Raw genomic sequence first — 21285 nt, forward strand, 5'->3', positions numbered from 1 at the left:
CCGTAAAGCCCTACTATATATCTTATATAAATGACCTATTTGATCTATTTTTTAAGGTTAAAATTGCTGAAAATTGGTCTTAAAACAGGAAAATAGGTTTATAAATAATTTAAAAGTCGGATTATTACTGAACTGAAACGCGCGGTCCTGATTACAACGCTAGCAGCTAATTTATATATTTAAAACTTGGTTTTCTGTGGCCTTCCGTGTCAAGAAAACCAAATTTCTTTTGTCTGGCTTTTCTCCAGGGAAGCCTTCCCACCACAGATGTGGGAACTTCATCAAAATCGTACAAGGTCCAGGACATAAACGACACTTGATCTTTGGAAAAGAAATCCTGCATATAGTTATGGTATTCCGCTTGATCTGCCTCATTGTAACCCAGAGGATTTAAAAGCCCATTGTAGGAAGAAATCCCAAATTCCTGGAGGACAAGAGGTTTATTTATCGCTTCTTGTAACTCTGTATAAATTTCTAGAAACTGCTCTTTGTCTTTGTAATAATGGAAACTCACCAGATCCAATTCATCTTTAAGGTGGTGCGCAGCTTCGGGTGATGACCAGCCTACGGTTAGCAAATGGTTGGGATCAGTCCTTCGGATTTGTGGTATCAAAAATTTCAACCAGTTCAATACTTCTTCTTCTCCCCTACTTTTAAAATCCAGGTCAGGTTCATTTTTGAGATCCCAGGCTATGATTGCCTCGTGATCCTTAAATCTCGATACGATCTGTCTCGCATGCTCGTGCGTCAGCGTCCAGTCAAGCACAGAGTAATCGCCATAAAAATCAAAAAGGGTAACCACCACTTTGAGATTATTGGCCTGAGCGGCGTCTAAAGTCTTTTGCAATTTCACTAGCTTTTCTTCCTGTACAGCTGCCTTTCCAAAATCTTCATATTGCAGAAAAATCCTGATGGTGTTCAATCCCGCTTCAGCGATGATCTGGAGGTCCTCCGCAATGATTTCTGAATCAAAACCCTCGCCAAACATATCCCAGGGCGTGTCTTTGGGATAATAATTGATCCCTTCTATAGGATAAACGCTTCCTTTGTAAAAGATTTTATTTCCTTTTATCTCCCAGTTTTTGGGCTTGCCCACGGCTTTCCCTATTTTCGTTCTCCTTTGCTTGCGAAGGTGCCTGATCCTCCAGAAGCCATCTTCTAGCAACATCATAATCTTATAACTGCTGGTATCTGTACTTCGGTAAAGGATATCTTCTATCTCGCGGCCTTCAGAATATTCTATGACCTGATGATCATTGAAGACCACAAGCTGTCCATCTGCGCTGTAGAACAAAAGTTCAGGTTCATGATTTGTCGTGGTATTCGTAAAATGAAGCTTATGTTCTTCATTATAAGCAATGGCGTTATAAATATTGACGCGGGCAGAATCTGTATAATAATCTTCTACGCCGTACTTTTTATTCGTTTCCAGCGCAAGGTTTTTGACATACCACGCATTTAAGTAGTCGCGCTCTATTTCCTCAAGGCTCTGCTGTTTCATGGGCCTTCCATCGTAATGGGTCGTATCCCAGGTGATCCTGGGCAGGTACATACGGCTGCTCTTTATTTCGGTATGCAACATCGTAGAGCGATCTGCTCCCGTATTTAAAAACCCAAATACGGAACTGATTCCAAAAAGTATGAGTGCGTTAGCAGCTATAAAACTGATGATAAGTATGGCTCTATATAAGTTTTTATTGATTTTCCCCTGCATAAATAGCTTTCGTTAAACCCATTGCCTCGATACTAAAGGTATAGGATTTCCAGTAATTTTTATCTTTCGGAAGTTTGAAAACCGCAAATCCCCCTGCACTGGGTTCCATAAATGATTCGATAACTTTTAAATCGCTGTCCAGAACCCGCAATCTCACCGAAGCTCCATCAGGCACAAATTGACCCAGAAAACTTTCTAAAGGACCAGCGATGATCCTGTTTTCCCCTTTATCAGGCACAATGTCAAAATCCTTTACTACGGATTCAAAAGCGATCGAAATGGAAGGACTTTTTGCCATTCCCGTAACATTGGCGCTGATTTGCCAGGTTTGGGGCTGTTCTGGATGAAGCATTTTTGCCGTGGCAACCCCGGAAATTGTGGTTGCGCTAGATTTTAATTTCATCCCGTTATCGTCTTCCATAACAAATTCAACAGAGGTGCCATCGCTTACCACATTGCCATAGGCATCTTGAATTGGAGAGGTCTTGATATCCACAACCTGGTTTCCATCCGCATAGTTGTGCTCCCTTTTTGTCGTGATAGAAAATTGAGTAGCAGTGGAGGGATAGACCTGACTTATCATTTCTTTTGCCTGTAGGGCTTTTGACGATGCAGAGATTGTAATATTGGCCGCTTTTTTCCTGGTATAGATATTCCTCCAGGCAAACATATTTTGCATGGGAATGCTGTCTTTCTCTAACTGTCCCTGAAAATATTCTGAGATTTCCACTTTTGTGCTGTCCTCCAGCGGATTATCTAATTTGTCTGTGGGTATGGTCACAAGCATAGAATAATCACCCTCGCCTGCCTGAATACTAGTCGGTCCTAGATAATTTTCAATTGTTGCCGGCTCGTTCTGAGCCATGATTTGTATTTGACCAGACCTGTTTTTGTTTGCGGTAATAAGTTTCCACTCCAGAAGTCCGGTTTTTTTTTCTATAAATTCAGGTACTTCAAAAATTTTTACGTTGTTCTCTAAGGGGGCTATTATTGTCTGTGCGTAAGCGTTTTTCAGCAACAACCTGGAAGACGCATTCGTATTGAGAAAATTAAATACAATCTTATCACCCGCTACACTTCGCTCAGGTATTGATTCCTGAGAATACGCTGCAAATTCATGTATGTTTAGAAAACTAAACAGCAGTGTTATTCCTATACAAAATCGGTATCGTATCATTTTGGATTGCCTATATACGTATTCAGTTCAATCTTTAAAAAATCATATCCCTCTCCCTCTAATTTTTGCATACTCAAGGTCTCGTGGGAGGAATCGCGGTTGGGAATTACCTTACCGGCGATCTCCTTATTGGGCAAACCGTTTATATAAATATTTTCCATACTCTCGTTGATAATACGAACATCCTGCACATCTTCGAGAGTCCGCTCAAAGCCCTGTTTTCGCTGTACCCTTATACCTTCCTGTAAATATTGATGGTCTACCCATTGCAATACTTCTTCTTGATCATAGTACGAATAAATAAGCTGTGGGATCGTTACTTCCTGAATACCATAATTGAATAGTTTTCCCTCTAATTTCCCATTTTCCACTCTTAGTTCATTGATGGAAACACTTTTATAAAGATCTGTGGTCGCAACGTTTCCTGCGCATTGCAGGTTGAACTTCACCGGTTCTGCCAAAAGCTCAATGGGCGTAAACTCATCTGGATTGAAGGTTTCTGGCACAGCGCTATCTTTTTTCAGCCAGGCAATCCCCTCAAAATCCACACGGAAACTACTAATTTCCTTCGGCATCAGTTTGTGTTTTAGCACCTGCCGTGCATTGTAAGTGGCCAATTCCTGATTGTTTTCATCATACAACGTCCCTTTTATGACCACATCTGCAGGCGTATAATCCACATTTTGTATTTCACCAATTATAGAATACCTGCCTTTAAATTTTACCAGCTTCGCCGAAAGCACTTCGAGTACCGGTTGTTTCAACACATCTTCATGATGGGTTTGTTGGGTAGTTATACGCCTGCGGCCGTGATTGAAAAATTTAGTGTCGTTTTGTGAAAATAGCTGGTCAGCAGGTAGATCAGTATCCTTTTCTGAAGGTTCAATAAACCATTTTCCATCAATTTTCAAAAGTTTATGTTCCGCTTTTTTATCAATAACTTCTATAGGCGTCACCCAACTCGTATATGCGTCAGCGACCGCAACAGAGTCGTTTACATTTCTTATATCCACGTGTATGCTGTCCAGTTTAGCATAGGAGCTTAAAATACCATCGGTCACCGATACTTCAAGCATGAATTGGGCGATCGTTTTACCGCCATCAGGATCAAGATAGGAATGCGCCCGTTCAAATTCCTTAAAATCTACCGCGTCATAATAGGCTTTTACCACATTTTCCTGAGACACCTGATCCTTATTATCCATATAAATATAATACAGGGAAATCAAGATAATAATGGAAAGCAGCAATGCATACAATTGATTGATTTTTAAGACCCGGGAAGGGAATCCCCTATAGTCGATCTTAAAGTTCATAAAATCTGGCTTTACAGGATTTCCCGTCTTTAAAGTATTGAACCAGATAAGTTGTAAATTGATAAAAATGGCTATAATAACGGTAGAAATGGGAATTATTCCCCACATAATTTTTAAAAAAACCGGCACGTCCTGAATACCTATGATCTTGGAAAGAGGCGGGATATTTAGCTTTTCCCAGACCAATATCCCGTTTTCCAATTGCTGCAACCGTTGCCAACCACTGAAGTATAAGAGCGGATCGTAAAATTTATCGTTTGAAAATATATATTTGAGATTGTATTTTTCGGGAACGGCCAGGAATTGCTGCAGCGACCCTATACCTTCAACACCCCGGAATTTTGAATTCTCCAGCCTTTCTATAGCCCTTGTGGTCAACTCTGGAAGGCGACGGGCAGAATGGTAATTACCATCTACGGTCATTGCCCTGGTTTGTGCAGAAAGCCATGCCATCTGATCACCAAAACCCAGGGTCAAAAACCTCCAGTGGTCGTGCTGGTCTTGATTTAGAAAATTCACGATGGGCAACATTTTAATGCTTTGCGGCTGCATGGGCCTAAAATGCCCCATACTCAGGGTAAACACAGCTATGAAAAGAAAAAAACCAACGATCAACGCTCCCAAAACCCGGTGATAGACAGCCCCAAATTTCTCCTGTAGCATCACTTTCAGATCCCCTTCGGCAAATCTATAGCCGAACTCTCCAAACATGGGCAATGCCATTATAGAACCCCAGAGTGTGAAACGGTCAAGGGTAAGGATATTAAAAGCCGTATCTCCTAAAAGCATTTTGGGTATAGGTGTTGTTCCCCCGGTACCCAGTATAAAAAGTAAGGAAAAGGACAGTCCAAAAAATAAGTATCGCTTTGAATAAAATCGGTATAAAAAATAGGGAAATAGAAAAAACAAAATACCCCACGGAATAATAAAAAATACAAGTCCGGAAGAGGTTATCTCAATAAAACTATCCCGACTTCCGTGAGGAATGGGCACCTGTGTGATAGGGTTCTTTTTTGTATTAAACCAATACGGAAGTATACATAAAACAATCACCATTAAGGAGGTAAGGCCAAAAACGATGATCCTCTTGAATAGTTTTATAAATGAATTGAGAAAAACTTTAAATGTTATGCCTTTATACGCGCCTACCTGTTCATAGGAAACATCCATAACGACCATTCCTATTAATGGGAAAATAAAGAATATCATCCCAAAAATGGGAGTCACATGATGCGATGTAACGGTTACGGCCAATAAAGAAATGGCCCTGATAAAGTATTTTTTGCTACCGGTTTTAATAAACAAATAGATCTCGGGTAGGCAATGCATAAGAACAGAAACACCAACGATACTTGGTAACTGTCCAAAAATATGAAGGGTCTCTACAAATGAAGATGAAAAAACGGCCAGGAGTGCCGCATAACCCGCTGTTTTCCTGGAGCCGGTCATCATTAAACTGAACCGGTAAACCCCCGTTATAAAGAGTATAATCCCAATGATCGCAACGAAAAACATACCGAATTTGAGTCCGCCTATATAAGACAGAAGCGCAATGGCCTGATGTACGAGCGGTGGATATCCCATAACCGTAAAACCGGTGTACCATCTATAGTTCCACGGTTCAAACCAGCTATGCGAATAATGCTCTGCAAAAAATAGATGGATCAAGGCATCATAGGTGGTTTCTAACGTAAAAAATATCGTAGAAGAATGAAATACAACCCCAATAATCAGAGCGGCAATAAGATATTTATTAGTCGTTTCTTTCATTTAGTTTAAGTGGGATACCTATTTGACAAAAATAACATAGAATAAAGGAAAATACCCTACAATAAACGTTATATATTGCATTTTAACCATGTTTATTGGTAAAAAAACTGATTTTTTATCTTTATAAGGCATCTAATACTTACATTTGTGTTAAATCATATTCCATTCACTATGAAAATCTTAGCAATTGATGATCAGCAATTAGTTCTTCTGCCCTTAGAGAAAAGATTACAGGAAAGCGGCTATGATATTATGACCAGCACGCAGGCAAATGAAGCGATAACGATATTCAAAGAATTTAAACCTGATCTGCTCATCATAGATATAAATATGCCTCATGCTAACGGTCTGGAGATTATCAGGACGATCAGAAAGGAAATGAAGGATGAGACACCTATAATGGTGCTTTCGGGAAACACAGATGAAAGTCTTATTGTAGAGAGTTTTGAACTGGGTATCCAGGATTTTATGAAAAAACCTTTAAGTCTTGATGAGGTTAGTGCCCGGGTAAAGCGCTTGATTGGTACTGTGGGAAATGCTATTAAAAAACCTTTGTCGCAGAATTCCATTCTTCAAAATAGATGTGTGGGAGTGGTTATTCCCTGCTACAATGAAGAAAATAGGCTGAAATCAAAAGAATTTATTGATTTTGTCGAAAGAAATTCTGGTTATCATTTGTGCTTTGTAAATGATGGAAGTACCGATAAAACCATAGATGTACTGCAAAAATTAAAGGAAGGAAGGGAGCATTACATCAGCATTTACGATTGTGATAAGAATGGCGGTAAAGCCGAAGCGGTTAGGCAGGGTTTATTGCATATCTCAAAATTTGACGATCTGGACTATGTAGGGTTTCTGGATGCGGATTTGTCAACTGATTTTGAAGATTTTGATGATCTAGTAAAGACCATAGAATCTACCGATTTTCAAATTGTCAACGGTTCCAGAATATCCCGAATGGGCGCCAATATCACAAAGGAAAGCGCGAGAAAAGTGATAAGTATGACCATTAATTTTATCATTGTCTCCATTTTGGGAATGCCTTTTAAAGATACCCAGTGTGGGGCAAAAATCATGAGAAAAGAACTCATTCCCATAGCCTTTGATAAACCGTTTATTACCAAATGGCTTTTTGATGTTGAAATCTTTATGAGGATGAAAAATCATTTCGGTAAACAAAAAGCGCAGGAAATCATTTGTGAACAACCTTTAAAAAGATGGATTCATGCAGATGGTTCAAAATTGTCGATGCGGGATTCCATGCAAATAGGTTTTCAGTTATTTAAAATACATGCGGAGTATTCCTTTAAAAAGGATGACAATAAGAAAGTGCGAGATTTAAAGCCTGAATCTCGAAGTACAATAAGCGTCCAACCGCAAAACGTCGATTAAATCAGAACATATTACCGTTTGAATTATGTAATTTTAGCAATTCAATTTACCGTTTTACTTACTTATATTGTTAAAATATAATACTGATTTAATGATAAATTAAATTTAAAATGAAGAGTTTTCTGAAATTATACCCATAAATTAGAGAAAACTTAAAATCTAATCCTATGAGTACTCCAGAGAAAAGTCACAATAATGAAGATCAGAATAATAAAACAAGTCTTAAGGAGCAGGCGATAAATAAAGAAAAAACGCAGGGCAAGGATATCAATCATCAGGTAAAAGAACAAAGGGAGCAACATCAACCCAGGGATACTGCCTAAACGTAAAAAAAGGAACTATTGAAAAGACCGCGTTGCGGTCTTTTTTTATGTCTAATACTGACGCTTCGCTACTATCCTTATATTATATTTCACTGACTTAAACGCCAAATTTTCAATATGAAAATGGATAAGAACCTTATCTTGCATGCTCCAAAAAACTGCCATTAACTATGAAAAACCGACTTTTTTACCTCATAAATACCCTTATTTTTCTGTTTTTCGTTCCCCTGGCTTTTGGTCAAAAAACGCTTCCGGAAGAGCAACTAATCGGTAAAGGCAATCCAGAATTGACAGAGCGCAACGGTTATAAATTGCGTCCCGAGGCTGCGGAAGCTTTTGATAAAATGAAGGCTGCCGCCGCTAAAGAAGGTATCGCCTTTCAGGTGGTTTCCAGTTACCGCGATTATGCCCACCAAAATCGTATTTGGGAACGTAAATACAATGCTTATACCGCAAACGGACTTTCGCCACAAGATGCCATTGCAAAAATTATTGAGTATAGTACGATCCCGGGAACTTCCCGTCATCACTGGGGTACCGACATTGATATTGTAGATTCCAATCAACCTGCTAACGGAGATTTGCTGGTACCTTCTAAATTTCATGGCAATGGTCCTTTCTGTAAATTCAAGGCCTGGATGGATGAACATGCAAATACGTATGGTTTTTATCTGGTTTACACCCAGAACGGAAACAGGAAAGGATTTAATTATGAACCCTGGCATTACAGCTACAAGCCGCTATCTTCAGGATACCTTGAACAATATAAAAAACTTGATGTAAAAAAGGTTTTAGCAGAACAAAAGCTGCTGGGCAACGATCAGTTTTCAGATGAATTTATAACGCGTTATCGCGATCAAAACATATTGGATATTAATCCGCAGCTACTTCCATAATTTATAAATTCACAGGGATTCCTACTACAAAGCGATTGAAACCTGTCAAAAGGTTATCGTTATTGGTATCTTAAATTTTCGGTATCGGCCCGAATAGTTTTTATCTTTACCTAACAATTTATACAACCATGAACAAGAAAGTTATTTTGATGATTCTTGACGGTTGGGGATTTGCCCCAGACAAGACCGTCTCTGCCGTAGACCAGGCAAATACTCCATTTATAGATTCCCTTTACACTAAGTATCCCCATGCAAAATTGCTCACGAGCGGTGAACATGTGGGACTGCCCGAAGGTCAGATGGGAAATAGTGAAGTGGGCCATATGAACCTGGGTGCAGGTCGTATCGTTTATCAAAACCTTGCTAAAATCAATAAAGCGGTAAGGGAAAATACGCTAAAAGACAAAGAGGCCATTAAAAGTGCCTTTGACTACGCAAAATCAAAGAAGAAGGCGGTTCACATTATGGGTCTTGTTTCTGACGGTGGGGTGCATTCCCATATTAATCATGCCAAAGCATTAATCAAAGCTGCGAATGATGCGGGTGTGGAGGAGATTTATGTACAGGCTTTTACAGATGGTCGGGATGTCGATCCAGAATCAGGAAAAGGTTTTATTACAGATATTGACGCTTTTTCCCGTGAACATAATGCTAAACTTGCCTCGGTGACCGGGCGTTATTATGCGATGGACCGGGACAATCGTTGGGATAGGGTGAAATTGGCTTATGAAGCCACAGTACTAGGTCAGGGTGAAAAAAGCTATGACGTTGCTAAAAGTATTCAGGATAGCTATGATAGAGGGGTTACAGATGAATTTATCAAGCCCATTGTCATGATGGAAGATAAAGAGCCGGTAGGTACCCTTCAGCAGGGAGATGTGGTAATTTACTTCAACTTCAGGACAGACCGCGGCCGCGAACTCACGCAAATGCTTACGCAAAAAGATTTTTCTGACCAGAATACCCGCAAAATGGATCTTCACTTTGTAACCATGACCAGTTATGATCAGAATTACATGAATATTGAAGTAGTCTATGACAACAAAAACCTAGAAGATACGCTGGGCGAAGTTATTGCCGCAGCGGGTAAAAAACAGATCCGCATTGCAGAGACCGAAAAATATCCTCACGTTACATTTTTCTTCTCTGGCGGAAGGGAAGAACCCTTTGTAGGTGAAGACCGCCTTCTCTGCCCCTCCCCTAAAGTTGCAACTTATGACCTACAACCGGAAATGAGTGCCGGCAAAATAAAGGAAATGATCTTACCAGAACTTGAAAAGGAAGAAGTGGATTTTGTCTGTCTCAATTTTGCAAATCCTGATATGGTAGGTCACACCGGTGTTATGGAAGCTGCAATAAAAGCCTGTGAAACCGTAGATCAATGTGCAAAAGAAGTGATTACTACAGCACTGGCACATAACTATAGCACAATTTTAATTGCAGATCATGGAAATTGTGAAACCATGAAAAATGCGGATGGCAGCCCAAATACTTCCCACACTACGAATCCTGTTCCTTTAATTCTTGTGGATAAAGATATTAAGGAAATAAAAGATGGAATCCTAGGTGATATTGCACCAACGATCCTCAAAATGATGAATATTGAAAAACCTACCGTAATGGATAGGGAATCACTTGTATAATATCAAAGTAGATAGCATGAAAAAATTAGTATTGATATTACTTACCTGTACTGTTTTGGCAGCGACGGGATGTAAAAGTTTATCTGGAAAAAATACTCAAAAGCAAGAGCAGATGAATGAATCTATTCCCGAAGAAAAGTCGTTTACAGAAGTGGATGGTATTCTGGTAGGTGAAATAGGCCGACAGCAATTTGAAAAAGAGACCTATGCTAAATGGTTCGAACCTCGCTACGATGCCTATACCATTCACGAAGATGATGTAGCCGTCGTCCACGATCTTATGAAAGGTATTGATGTGACGGTTCTCATGGGCACCTGGTGTCCGGATAGCAGGCGTGAAGTCCCTAATTTTTTCAAGATTCTGGATATTACCAATACCTCTCCTGATATTGAACTTATTGCTGTTTCCCGTGCCAAAACTACCCCAGCTGGTCTGGAGAATGGAAAACAATTACAACGCGTACCTACCTTTATTTTTTCAAAAAATGGTAAAGAACTGGGACGCATTGTAGAATATCCTATAGAATCCCTTGAAAAAGATATTATAAAAATACTTAGTGGGGAGGAGTATAAACACGCTTACGAAAATTAGGATATATCACACTATAATAAAGTGTTTGAATGATATTTCAAACACTTTTTTTGGCAGTTAAGGCTAATGTAGGAAAACTTTTGATTTTTACTTTATATTGAAAGATTTTAAATAAAAAAACCGCCCAAATGGGCGGTTTTTATTATTGTAAGCAATGCTTTAGCTTAAATAGCTTTCTTGTTCAGTCTATTTTCAGCCAACTCATTTAAAGATTTATCGGCTTTTTCTTCTTCTTGAAACGTTTTGTAAAGTTTCTTGGCGATAGCATCATGTCCCAGTTCTTTCGCATATCTCACGATCGTACCATAACCGGAAATTTCATAATGCTCTATACGCTGAGCTTCTGCTATCATACCCGCATCCCGAACGGCAGATTCTGCATCTTCTTTTAAGAAAGACTCTGCTTCTTTGATCAGTCCTTTCATTGCTTTGCACTCTTCCCCGGTAGGTTTTATTCCCAGTTCTTCGGCAACTTCTTCAAGACGTTTTTTCTGGCCTTCGGTTTCTTTTAAGTGGTCTTTAAACGCCTTCTGTAATTTAGAATCGGTAGCAGCTTCTACCATTTTCGGCAAGGCTTTTAAAAGCTGCGTTTCTGCGCTATATAGATCTCTTAGTTGGTGTTCAAAAAGTTCTTCTAAAGTCTTCATAATATTGTTTTAAGTGAATAAAATTACTCTCAACAAAGTAGTATTAAAATGGGGCAAAACACGTTAAGCTAATGGTAAATAATTATCACATTCTTTCACAATTTCTGAAGCGACTCTTATTTTCTTCTTCTGAATAGAGATATTATTTTGAGTTTAAATACTATTCCCTAAATGGAGAATGCGAACCCTTATAGGCAAAAAAAAGTCCCGTAAAACGGGACTTTTTGGGTGAAAAACGGGATGTTTTAAGTAGTATTTACCGCTTTACAAAAACTTTTGAATCCTGTACATTACCATTATATTTTGGCTTTAAAATATAAATGCCTGGCCATAAACTTCCAAAATTCAGGTTTATTTGAGTTTTTCCATCTGCCACAGAAACATCTTCGGCAAATACTTTTATTCCAAAAAGATTGTAAACCTCAAAACGCACTGTAGCTGCAAGTATACTTTCCACAGAAATATGTCCAGTATTGCGCACAGGGTTGGGATAAAGTGTAAGGGAACTTAAAATAATTCGTTCCTCTGCTTGTGAACAACTACCTAGTGTACCACCATTGCGCAGGAGTGCTTTGACAGCGTGACTGCTTACGCAAAGGGTTTTGCCTTTATAGCATACCTGAACTTTTGGATTCCAACGGTTTCCACCACAGGAAACGTCAATTACGTTTACAAAAATCTCTTTAGTAATACTGCAACCATCAGCATTGGTTACGGTTACCTCGTAGGTCGTGCTTTCTGCCGGACAAACATTGATATTCTCCGCTGTCTCCCCTGTACTCCATAAGATGGTATACGCGTCCCCTGCTTCAATAGCCGAAATACTCAACGTTGTACAATCTTCATAACCTTTATAAACATCTACGGTTTTAGGCACAGTATAGGTAATGGCTTCTGGTGCTGTAATTTCTATAGCGTTCACTTCAATATTAGATCCGCCAGCATCTGTAATACTTACACTATACGTTCCCTCCATAAGATTTGTTGCCGTAGCTTCGGTCTGGCCATCACTCCATAAATAGGAATATGGTTGAACACCGCCAGAAACATAAACAGTGGCCATACCATCAGATTCACCATAGCAGGAAGCAGGAACGGTTTCAACATCTTCAAACTTTAAGGGTGTGTTCCATTTAAATCTTGCCGAAACAGGAAAGTGATCTGAAGCGGTCTGCGTATAATCGGCATCATAATATTCATAATTGACGGTTGCGCTTCCTTCTAAATAGGTATCAAAAAGTTCATCGGTAATTAAAATATGGTCTATCATATTTTCCCTGAATACATAGGAACGTTTACCCTCATCGCTCAACACCGAAGTAACCACACTATAATTTGCGGCATCGTTCACATATTCCACATAAGAGGAAACAGTGGTGTTTATACCATCTGCAACTGTTTCATCTACGTCGTCGTTGTAATCTCCCATCAGTATCACTTTACGATCGGCAAATTGTACGTCAAGGCTGTCTTTAAGGACTTCCACATCATATTTGCGCATATCGTAACGGTTTTGTGCACTCGTTCCACTATTTGCACGCGCATGAAGTGCGATAAGGTCAATTTCCTGACTGTTACCGTTAATGGTGACATTTGCGGTCATTAAAAACGGTAAACGACCACTGGCATAAAAACGGTCTGCCTCTGCCGGGTAATTGACCAGGGCACTTGCATCACCACCGTTATAATAGGGATGAATCGTTGCCAAAAGCGCCTGTGTCTTGATGGGAGTAACTGTTTCGGTTTTATATATGAAACCAACCTTCTGAAACGGTGGCGTTCCATCAGGATAGGAAACCGCGTCAGAAAGGATATAGTCGTAACCTGGTAAAAGTGATACCAATTCAGCAAAAAGTACATCATCTGAAATTTCCTCTACAGCAAATACATCGGCATCAATACCTTTTAAAACGGTAAGGACACTGTCACGCTGTATCGGATCTGAAAGTGGGTTGCCAGCGGCTGGTGAATTGCCCTCGTCACCAAACCATTCTATATTCCAGGCGGCAACATCAAAGGTGTCTTCCTTAGGAATGTTAGAACCAGAACCCGGATTCACATAGGGTTCGGCACATGGAATATCCGCTCCCAAACGAGGTAAAAGTTGGAAGGTTTCATTGAACCTACCCACAACGCCCACTACTGAAGCACACGTATCTGGTTGCGCTTTGCCCACGAGTTCGCCAGAATCTGCATCAATGCGCAATTCCGCTTCACCACTGGCATCTGTTACGATATAATTTGAATTTCCGAAGAAAAGATCCCCTGGGGCAGGAAATGCAACGTTTTCTATGCGTACCAGTTCGCCGGGATATTCGCCCAACTGTGACAGAGTAATCGTCCTTGGAGTTATTTGCCCTATAGGTGCCTGATTTTTAGTCACCACATTCACCGGACTAACCTGCACCAGACCATTAAAAGAGGTTCTTGTTCCCGTAATGGTCAATGAATCACCAATAGTGAAAATGCCATCACCCTGTACCGCTTCATCAAATACAGCAATCCCCGCCGTACTGTCCTGAATATAGGCAGGCCCGCCAAACTGGTCGCTAACGGTAAGAATACCGGTAATGGTTATGGTTTCCCCTTCCGCGGCATTACGCGCCTCGGCGATACTTATAGGAGTGGTAGGTTCTACCTCAACCCCATTTTCTGTGCCCGGGGTGGGAAGATCTGCGCGGTAGGTAGCTGTATTGCGAACACCTCCAGAACCATTGGGAACACGCTGTAAAGATTCGCCATCTTTATTACCATTTATATCTTCATCAAGTTGTTCCTGACCTTCATTGAGTAAGGGAAGTAACCCCTCATCTGTTTCATCACCGGTACCGTACACAATTGCATCAACTATATTATCAAGAACCACCGGAGTCCCATTAGGAAAATCAGTCGCATCCCCGCGGTATACAACAACAGCATCGGCACCGTTCTGAAACGTATTACTTGCTACCACATAATCCACATTAGGGACATCGGTATTGCCCAGTACAAAGTAACCTTCGGCATTTGTTGCGTATTCATCCAGATCAAAGGCAGCGTAGCTGGCGTCATTATTTCCATTATAGAGAACAACCACAAGTCCTGCCAAAGCAATATTTCCTTGTCCGCCGTCATAAAGTTCCAAGAATTCCTGGGTATCCGTACCCTGCGTATCAGCATCCAGTTCATTAATTACCACTTCCGCGTCGTTTATTACCGTTCCCAACCGATTTTCTGTTCCCGGCGTGTTTTGAGCGGTTCCACTTTCAGTTTCTGCATTTGGGAAACTGGGTAACCCAGCACCGTTAAAACTATTGCGTACCCAATCTGTAGCGCTGTCTGTGTCCGTTCCATCCGGTATTCTAGATGCACCGCCCACTGTAAATGTTCCACCATCAAAATCAGGGTTCAATATGGTTTCGGAATAGGCAAGGTCATTTACGCCACCGTCCAAGACGGTGAGCCCGTCTGCAATGGCAGACCAGGGTTCGCTGTCAAGCGCACCATCATCGTTCGCATCAAGATCATCTCCCACAGCTCCTGTAAAATCTGCTACCAAAAGGAGGGTTTGAGAGCCATTTTCGAAGGTATTTGAGCTAAAATTAGTAACAAAATAGCCATTTTCATCTGTAGTTGTCAATGGTAAAACGACATCTATGATTCCCAGTGCGTTCTCATCGCCCTCTATAATCAGGAGACTGTATGCGGATATATCTGAAGTAGCAGAACCTAAAATTTCCACAAACTCATCTGTATCTGAACCGGTATGGTTAAAGACAAATTCATTGATTTTTGGAGCGGTCGCTTGCCCATTGAACGTCTGACCTGTATTTATTTCACCGAAAGAATTAACTGCTGTAACTTCCCAGGTAAAATCCTCATATGCATTACCATCACCTACAAGTGATAAAGATGCGCCAATGGGAGTAGCATTTGTTTCTTCAACACCTATATCTTCACTTTCAAGTCCAGCTGCGGCGCCGCTGGCGGCCATCATCGTGCCTTCGTAGGAAAGAAATTGCGCAACAGTTCCTGTGGCGTCTAATAATGCGATACCGTCTGGACTTCCGTTTTGCAAACCGTTAGAAGGTAGGGAAACGACCTGTGTACCGTAACCACCCACCTGATCTGCCACAGTACCGGCAAGATCAAGCGTATTGTAAGGTGCGCCGTTGGAGCCATTGTAGAGCACCAATTGCCAACCATCTAAGAGTGTTCCCGCAGGGGCGGCTACCTCAATAGCTTCTTCAATATCTGCACCGTCGTTGTCATAGTGAATTTCATTGATAAAAATGCTCTGTGAGAACCCTAAAATGGGTGTAAGCATAAACAATAGATTGCGTAAATTTTTAATCATTTGATTTAAGTTTGGGTTTAAACGGCAATTTCTGACAAATCATCGATATTTTACAAACTTATTCATCATTTAAAGATTAAGTCAGTGTTAACTTTTTACACCTTAAATCAAAAATTGATCAATTAAATACAAAAAAAGCCTGTCAAAAAGTTTGACAGGCTCTCAATAAGTACTGCCCCCGACAGTATTAAAAAAATTTTATTGAATTAGTAAGAAGTAGCGATGATCTGCTCAAAGAGTTCTTGTCTACCGCTCATTTGTTTAGGTTCTCCCTTCTCATTTGCAATTTTACTAAGATCTTCCAGAGATAAAGATCCATTCTCAAATTCAGCCCCTTTGCCACTATCAAAAGAAGAGTAACGTTCTTTGCGAAGTTTTTTATAATCAGAATTCTCCAATATCTCACTTGCGCAGATCAATCCACGGGCAAATATATCCATCCCGGCAACATGAGCTATAAACTTATCTTCAAGATCAGTAGAGTTTCTTCTTACTTTTGCATCAAAGTTCACACCTCCGCCTTGTATCCCTCCTCCTTCTAAGATTACAAGCATTGCCTCGGTAATTTCAGAAAGATTTACGGGAAATTGATCAGTATCCCAGCCATTTTGATAATCGCCCCGGTTTGCATCTATACTGCCCAGCATACCTGCATCAACAGCTACCTGAAGTTCATGCTGAAAGGTATGACCGGCAAGCGTGGCATGGTTTACCTCCAGGTTGAGTTTAAAATCATTTTGAAGATCATATTTTTCAATAAAAGCTAGTGAAGTGGCAGCATCGTAGTCATACTGGTGCTTCATAGGCTCCATAGGTTTTGGCTCTATTAAAAAATTACCTTTAAAACCTTGTTTGCGCGCATAATCCTTACAGGTGTGCAAGAAACGTGCAAGATGCTCCTGTTCACGCTTCATATCTGTATTCAGCAAACTCATATATCCTTCACGACCACCCCAGAATACATAATTCTCACCTCCTAAAGCGAGGGTTGCATCTATCGCTATTTTTGCCTGGCCGCCGGCATACGCGAGTACATCAAAATTAGGATTGGTTGACGCCCCGTTCATATAGCGTTTATTACTAAACAGGTTTGAAGTTCCCCAAAGAAGTTTTATGCCTGTATCTTCTTGTTTTTGTTTAGCATACTCAACCATAGTTTGCAGGCGTTCCTCAAATTCTTTCAAGGTAGGTGCTTCATCTACAACATCAACATCATGAAAACAATAATAGGGCATACCAAGTTTTGTCATAAACTCAAATGCAGCATCCATCTTATCCTTTGCGCGGGCAATAGGATCTTGATTTTTGTCCCATGCGAATGTTTCGGTTCCCGGTCCAAAAGGATCTGCACCTGTATTATTGAAGGTGTGCCAGTAAGCAGTAGCAAAACGAAGGTGCTCTTTAAGGGTTTTACCAGCAACCTTTCGGTTTTCATCATAATATTTAAAGGCCATGGGATTTTTGCTGTCCTTGCCCTCAAATTGAATTGTATCAATATTCTTGAAAAATTTATTATCTGAACTCATACGTTGTAGATTTTAATTTTTATTGGTTGGTTTTTTTGAAAATAAGTCTATTTATCTATCTTAAAATATAAAAAATATCGAAGATTTACAGTATACTATAAAAAGAAATACTAGGGTATTTCTAAAAAATTCAAAATTTGGCAACTCTGAAAAATCACTAATTACCTTCTTATAGTTTAACTGACTACAAGTATAACCAATTTTTTAGATTAAGCAATAATTAATATCAAAAAATATACATTTGAATTATTTATGAACGTTTTAGACTTCTATTGGTAATTATTCCTAGAAATCGTCGTATTATTCTATAAAAATACAGCTAAATGAAATTTCCAGCTTTGTCTCTACTTTGTTATAAATATCATTAATTTTCGTCAAAGGTATTCCGTTTGAAGATTTTAAATTCATTAAATAAATACATGTTGATTGTTAACTCAAATGCTTTACGCTTTCTGGCTTTAGCGCTCTTAATTTTTACGGGATGTGAAAAAAATAGTGTTCCCGTCAAATTCGAATTACTGCCTGCTTCAAAAACCGGCATTAATTTTAATAATGCGATAGAAGAAACATTTGAATTTAACCCTATTAACTTTGTCTATATATACAATGGGTCTGGTGTGGGAACTGGAGACATAAATAATGATGGACTGCCAGATCTTTTCTTTGGTGGCAACCAGGTCCCTTCTAAATTATATCTCAATAAAGGCAACCTGGAATTTGAAGATATAACTATACCTGCCGGTATATCAAAAGAAGGTTGGGTAACCGGTGTCAGTTTTGTAGACATAAACTGTGATAACTTTATGGATATATATGTCTGTATTGCGAATAGGGAAAGTGGCAAGTCTGAAAATCAACTTTATATAAATCAAGGCAATAATACATTTAAGGAAAAGGCAAATGCTTATGGTCTTAATGATAATGGATACAGTACGCAAGCCGTATTCTTTGACTATGACAAAGATGGAGATCTTGATATGTACTTATTAACTAATGGTATTGATTCTTTCAATCATAATAATATCCGCCCTATCAAACAGGACGCGAGTGGCAAAACCACAGACAGGCTTTACAGGAATAATGGTGATAATACCTTTACCAATGTTTCTGGTGAAGCTGGTATAACCATCGAAGGTTATGGCCTGGGTGTGGGCATATTAGATGTAAATAATGATGGATGGCCAGATGTTTATTGCTCAAATGATTTTATAACAAATGATTTATTATGGATAAACAACGGTGATGGTACCTTTACAAACGGTATTCTCGATTATATAAAACAAACCTCTTCAAACGGTATGGGTCTGGATATCGCAGATTATAACAATGATGGTCTTGAAGATATTGTACAGATGGATATGCTTCCCGAAGAAAACCTGCACAATAAAACCATGACGCAGGCTATGAACTATAACAATCAAGCGATGCGCTATCGTATGGGGTATATGCCACAATACGTACGTAACACCTTGCAGTTAAGAAACAGGGATTCCTCATTTTCTGAAGTAGGACGATTAGCAGGCATCCATAAAACAGACTGGAGCTGGGCACCACTACTAGTAGACCTTGACAATGATGGTCTTAAGGATCTTTTCTTGACCAATGGGTATGGGAAGGATATTACAGATCTGGATTTTACGAACTACGCTGATGGTTATAAAAATCCTTTTGGTGGGGATTCTATTCGGAAAAGGAGGATTTACAATGACATTCAGGAATTAAAAACAATAAATATTGCCAATTACTTCTTTAAAAATAAAGGTGAAGGATCCTTTGAAAATGTTACCGAAAAATGGAGCGATGCACCCCTAAGCATTTCAAATGGTGCCCTATATGCTGATCTTGATCTGGATGGGGATCTGGACCTGGTGTCTAACAACATCAACGAAGGCGCATTTATCTATAAGAATAAAACCGTTGAAAATAATTCCCGGAACGCCCATTTCCTGAGTGTAGACCTAGAAGGTCCTTCCCATAATCCAAAAGGGATAGGAGCTCAAATCTCCCTTTATTATGGGGATACGATTCAAAAAGCAAATCAATATCCTGTGCGCGGGTATTTATCCTCGGTAGATTATAAACTTCACTTTGGCCTTGGAAACAGAAAAAATATGGACAGTATTCGTATTGATTGGCCAGATGGCAAATCGGAAAAATTGTACGGCATAGTAAGTAACCAGCAACTTATTCTCAACTACAAAGACGCCGAAACTTTTACAAATAAGAAACCTGAACGAAAAAATACACTTTTAAAAAATGTAGAAAATAAGTTATCTACTATTAAACACACAGAAAACAATTTTGTTGATTTTCAGGAGAATCCTTTGCTTCTTAGAATGCTGTCACGCGAAGGACCGGGTATTGCTGTGGGCGATATAGATCAGGATGGTCTGGAAGATCTTTTGTTTACAACTGCTTTGAATGACACCTCTTATGTATGGATGCAGCAAAAAAATGGTGAATTTGAAAAAGGTCAAAGCCTGCCTCAATCTTGGAATTTTGAACAACTGGGAAGCATCATGGCAGATTTCAACAACGATGGGCGCATTGATATTTATGTCGCGAGCGGAGGGAGCGAATTTCCTGACAAATCTGAAAATTATAGCGACCAATTGTATTATCAAAATCCAGATGGTAGCTTTGGTATTTCCAGTACACTACCGCAAATTAATGCCAGTACAGCTACCGTAAATGCTTCAGATTATGATCGTGATGGTGATTTGGACTTATTTATAGGTTCAAGACTTAGACCAAATAGTTATCCTCTGGCAGATGGAAGCTACATACTGAGAAATGATAATGGTATTTTTAAAGATGTAACGCATGATCTTGCTCAGGAATTATCAGCGTTAGGGATGGTTACCTCAGCGCTCTGGACAGATTTTAATAATGATGGCGCGGTAGACCTTATTATTGTGGGTGAATGGATGCAGATAACCTTTTTTGAAAATCAAAATGGTAAATTTAAGAATGTTTCATCACAGACTGAAATGGCCGGCCTCAGTGGATTTTGGAACAGCATAAATGGTGGTGATTTTGACAAAGATGGAGACATAGATTATATTGTGGGTAACCTGGGTGAGAACATAGACCTTAAGGCTACGCAAGAAGAACCCATTACCATTGTCTTCAAGGATTTTGACAATAATGGAAAAATTGATCCAATTATAGGCTATTATGTAAACGGAATAAACTATCCCTTACCCTCAAGGGATGCCCTGATCAGCCAAATTGCCAGTATGAAAAAAAGATTTACCTTTTACAGCGATTATGGTAAAACCACTTTCGATCAGATGTTTTCCAAAGAAGAACTAAAAGGCGCTTCCGCAAAAAAAATCAATTGTCTTAAATCCATTTATATTGAAAATAAGGGAAACGGCACCTTTACTTATAAAGATTTACCTCTACCTGCTCAAATCGCACCAGTCTATGGTATATCTATTGCAGATTTGAACAGTGATGGTAATCTAGACCTATTGCTGACCGGTAACAGAACCGATACTGAAACTCTGGGAGGGTCGCTAAACAGCGCTATAGGAACTGTATTATCTGGCGATGGGAATGGAAATTTCATTAGTGTTCCCGCAAATGAAAGTGGTTTTAAAACCCCTGGAGATGCCCGGGGTATCGCCCAACTGGTGAAAAAGGACGCTATAGATTTTCTTGTTGCAAATAACGATGGCGCCCTTCAATGTTTTACATCAAAAAATGCAAGTGCGATCATTCCATTAACTCCTACCGATAGTTATGCACTGATCAAATGCTCTGACGGAAGAACCTACAAACATGAGTTTTATTTTGGAGCTGGGTATCTTTCTCAAAACTCCAGAATGTTCAAAATTCCCAATGACGCCAAAGAAATTTTCATCTTTAATTCAAAAAACGAAAAACGTTCTGTTTCAGTAGAAGCCTTCAGAGTACCATAAATGAATTATATAATACCTTTAAACTAA

At 39.5% G+C, this 21285-nt stretch carries 12 protein-coding genes; 6 read left to right on the top strand and 6 right to left on the bottom strand.

All coding sequences use genetic code 11. The annotated features are described in order from the left end of the window. Positions 1 to 166 precede the first annotated feature (166 nt). Genes P162_RS00820 through P162_RS00830 form a run of 3 tightly spaced genes read right to left on the bottom strand, consistent with a single transcriptional unit; the run spans position 167 to position 5977 of the window. Positions 167 to 1714: a cellulase family glycosylhydrolase gene (locus tag P162_RS00820; protein ID WP_031425271.1), complete on the bottom strand. Its 1548-nt coding sequence runs from the start codon at positions 1712 to 1714 to the stop codon at positions 167 to 169. Continuing rightward, the gene (locus tag P162_RS00825) at positions 1695 to 2891 is read right to left on the bottom strand and encodes a hypothetical protein (protein ID WP_051907711.1); all 1197 of its coding nucleotides are present in this window, start codon (positions 2889 to 2891) and stop codon (positions 1695 to 1697) included. The genes P162_RS00820 and P162_RS00825 overlap by 20 nt, the downstream gene beginning before the upstream one ends. Beyond that, a complete protein-coding gene (locus tag P162_RS00830) occupies positions 2888 to 5977 on the bottom strand; it encodes a membrane protein (RefSeq protein WP_031425275.1) in 3090 nt (1029 codons plus the stop codon). The genes P162_RS00825 and P162_RS00830 overlap by 4 nt, the downstream gene beginning before the upstream one ends. A gap of 171 nt (positions 5978 to 6148) precedes the next feature. Between P162_RS00830 and P162_RS00835 the strand changes: the two genes are divergently transcribed. The 5 genes from P162_RS00835 (at position 6149) to P162_RS00850 (ending at position 10823) form a co-directional block, all read left to right on the top strand. Continuing rightward, positions 6149 to 7369, top strand: coding sequence for a response regulator (locus tag P162_RS00835; RefSeq protein ID WP_051907712.1), 1221 nt, complete (start codon positions 6149 to 6151; stop codon positions 7367 to 7369). A 167-nt stretch (positions 7370 to 7536) separates the two neighbouring features. Then, positions 7537 to 7692: a hypothetical protein gene (locus tag P162_RS17630; RefSeq protein ID WP_164076167.1), complete on the top strand. Its 156-nt coding sequence runs from the start codon at positions 7537 to 7539 to the stop codon at positions 7690 to 7692. Between the two features lie 170 nt (positions 7693 to 7862). Continuing rightward, complete coding sequence (locus P162_RS00840; RefSeq protein ID WP_031425278.1) at positions 7863 to 8588, top strand: M15 family metallopeptidase; 726 nt, start codon at positions 7863 to 7865, stop codon at positions 8586 to 8588. Between the two features lie 128 nt (positions 8589 to 8716). Beyond that, on the top strand, positions 8717 to 10231 hold the full coding sequence (gpmI, locus tag P162_RS00845; RefSeq protein ID WP_031425280.1) for a 2,3-bisphosphoglycerate-independent phosphoglycerate mutase: 1515 nt from the start codon (positions 8717 to 8719) through the stop codon (positions 10229 to 10231). Positions 10232 to 10247: 16 nt separating this feature from the next. Continuing rightward, positions 10248 to 10823 carry a thioredoxin family protein gene (locus tag P162_RS00850; RefSeq protein ID WP_031425281.1) on the top strand — a complete coding sequence of 192 codons (576 nt, stop codon included), beginning with the start codon at positions 10248 to 10250 and terminating at the stop codon, positions 10821 to 10823. Positions 10824 to 10987: 164 nt separating this feature from the next. Here the strand turns inward: P162_RS00850 and P162_RS00855 are convergent, their stop codons facing one another. The 3 genes from P162_RS00855 to xylA all read right to left on the bottom strand — a co-directional run bounded on the left by P162_RS00855 (position 10988) and on the right by xylA (position 17332). Further along, positions 10988 to 11470: a ferritin-like domain-containing protein gene (locus P162_RS00855; RefSeq protein ID WP_031425282.1), complete on the bottom strand. Its 483-nt coding sequence runs from the start codon at positions 11468 to 11470 to the stop codon at positions 10988 to 10990. Between the two features lie 256 nt (positions 11471 to 11726). Continuing rightward, the gene (locus P162_RS00860) at positions 11727 to 15806 is read right to left on the bottom strand and encodes an endonuclease/exonuclease/phosphatase family protein (RefSeq protein ID WP_031425283.1); all 4080 of its coding nucleotides are present in this window, start codon (positions 15804 to 15806) and stop codon (positions 11727 to 11729) included. Between the two features lie 206 nt (positions 15807 to 16012). After that, the gene (gene xylA / locus P162_RS00865; RefSeq protein WP_031425284.1) at positions 16013 to 17332 is read right to left on the bottom strand and encodes a xylose isomerase; all 1320 of its coding nucleotides are present in this window, start codon (positions 17330 to 17332) and stop codon (positions 16013 to 16015) included. Positions 17333 to 17751: 419 nt separating this feature from the next. Between xylA and P162_RS00870 the strand changes: the two genes are divergently transcribed. Beyond that, positions 17752 to 21258: a VCBS repeat-containing protein gene (locus tag P162_RS00870; RefSeq protein WP_031425286.1), complete on the top strand. Its 3507-nt coding sequence runs from the start codon at positions 17752 to 17754 to the stop codon at positions 21256 to 21258. Positions 21259 to 21285 lie beyond the last annotated feature (27 nt).

Origin of the sequence: Flavimarina sp. Hel_I_48 (genome assembly GCF_000733945.1) — a bacterium.
Lineage (GTDB): Bacteria > Bacteroidota > Bacteroidia > Flavobacteriales > Flavobacteriaceae > Leeuwenhoekiella.

What these genes read in the sequence shown, in the direction of transcription:
- P162_RS00820 (WP_031425271.1), bottom strand. Translation starts at nt 1,714, where the DNA reads ATGCAGGGGAAAATCAATAAAAACTTATATAGAGCCATACTTATCATC.
- P162_RS00825 (WP_051907711.1), bottom strand. Translation starts at nt 2,891, where the DNA reads ATGATACGATACCGATTTTGTATAGGAATAACACTGCTGTTTAGTTTT.
- P162_RS00830 (WP_031425275.1), bottom strand. Translation starts at nt 5,977, where the DNA reads ATGAAAGAAACGACTAATAAATATCTTATTGCCGCTCTGATTATTGGG.
- P162_RS00835 (WP_051907712.1), top strand. Translation starts at nt 6,149, where the DNA reads ATGAAAATCTTAGCAATTGATGATCAGCAATTAGTTCTTCTGCCCTTA.
- P162_RS17630 (WP_164076167.1), top strand. Translation starts at nt 7,537, where the DNA reads ATGAGTACTCCAGAGAAAAGTCACAATAATGAAGATCAGAATAATAAA.
- P162_RS00840 (WP_031425278.1), top strand. Translation starts at nt 7,863, where the DNA reads ATGAAAAACCGACTTTTTTACCTCATAAATACCCTTATTTTTCTGTTT.
- gpmI (WP_031425280.1), top strand. Translation starts at nt 8,717, where the DNA reads ATGAACAAGAAAGTTATTTTGATGATTCTTGACGGTTGGGGATTTGCC.
- P162_RS00850 (WP_031425281.1), top strand. Translation starts at nt 10,248, where the DNA reads ATGAAAAAATTAGTATTGATATTACTTACCTGTACTGTTTTGGCAGCG.
- P162_RS00855 (WP_031425282.1), bottom strand. Translation starts at nt 11,470, where the DNA reads ATGAAGACTTTAGAAGAACTTTTTGAACACCAACTAAGAGATCTATAT.
- P162_RS00860 (WP_031425283.1), bottom strand. Translation starts at nt 15,806, where the DNA reads ATGATTAAAAATTTACGCAATCTATTGTTTATGCTTACACCCATTTTA.
- xylA (WP_031425284.1), bottom strand. Translation starts at nt 17,332, where the DNA reads ATGAGTTCAGATAATAAATTTTTCAAGAATATTGATACAATTCAATTT.
- P162_RS00870 (WP_031425286.1), top strand. Translation starts at nt 17,752, where the DNA reads ATGTTGATTGTTAACTCAAATGCTTTACGCTTTCTGGCTTTAGCGCTC.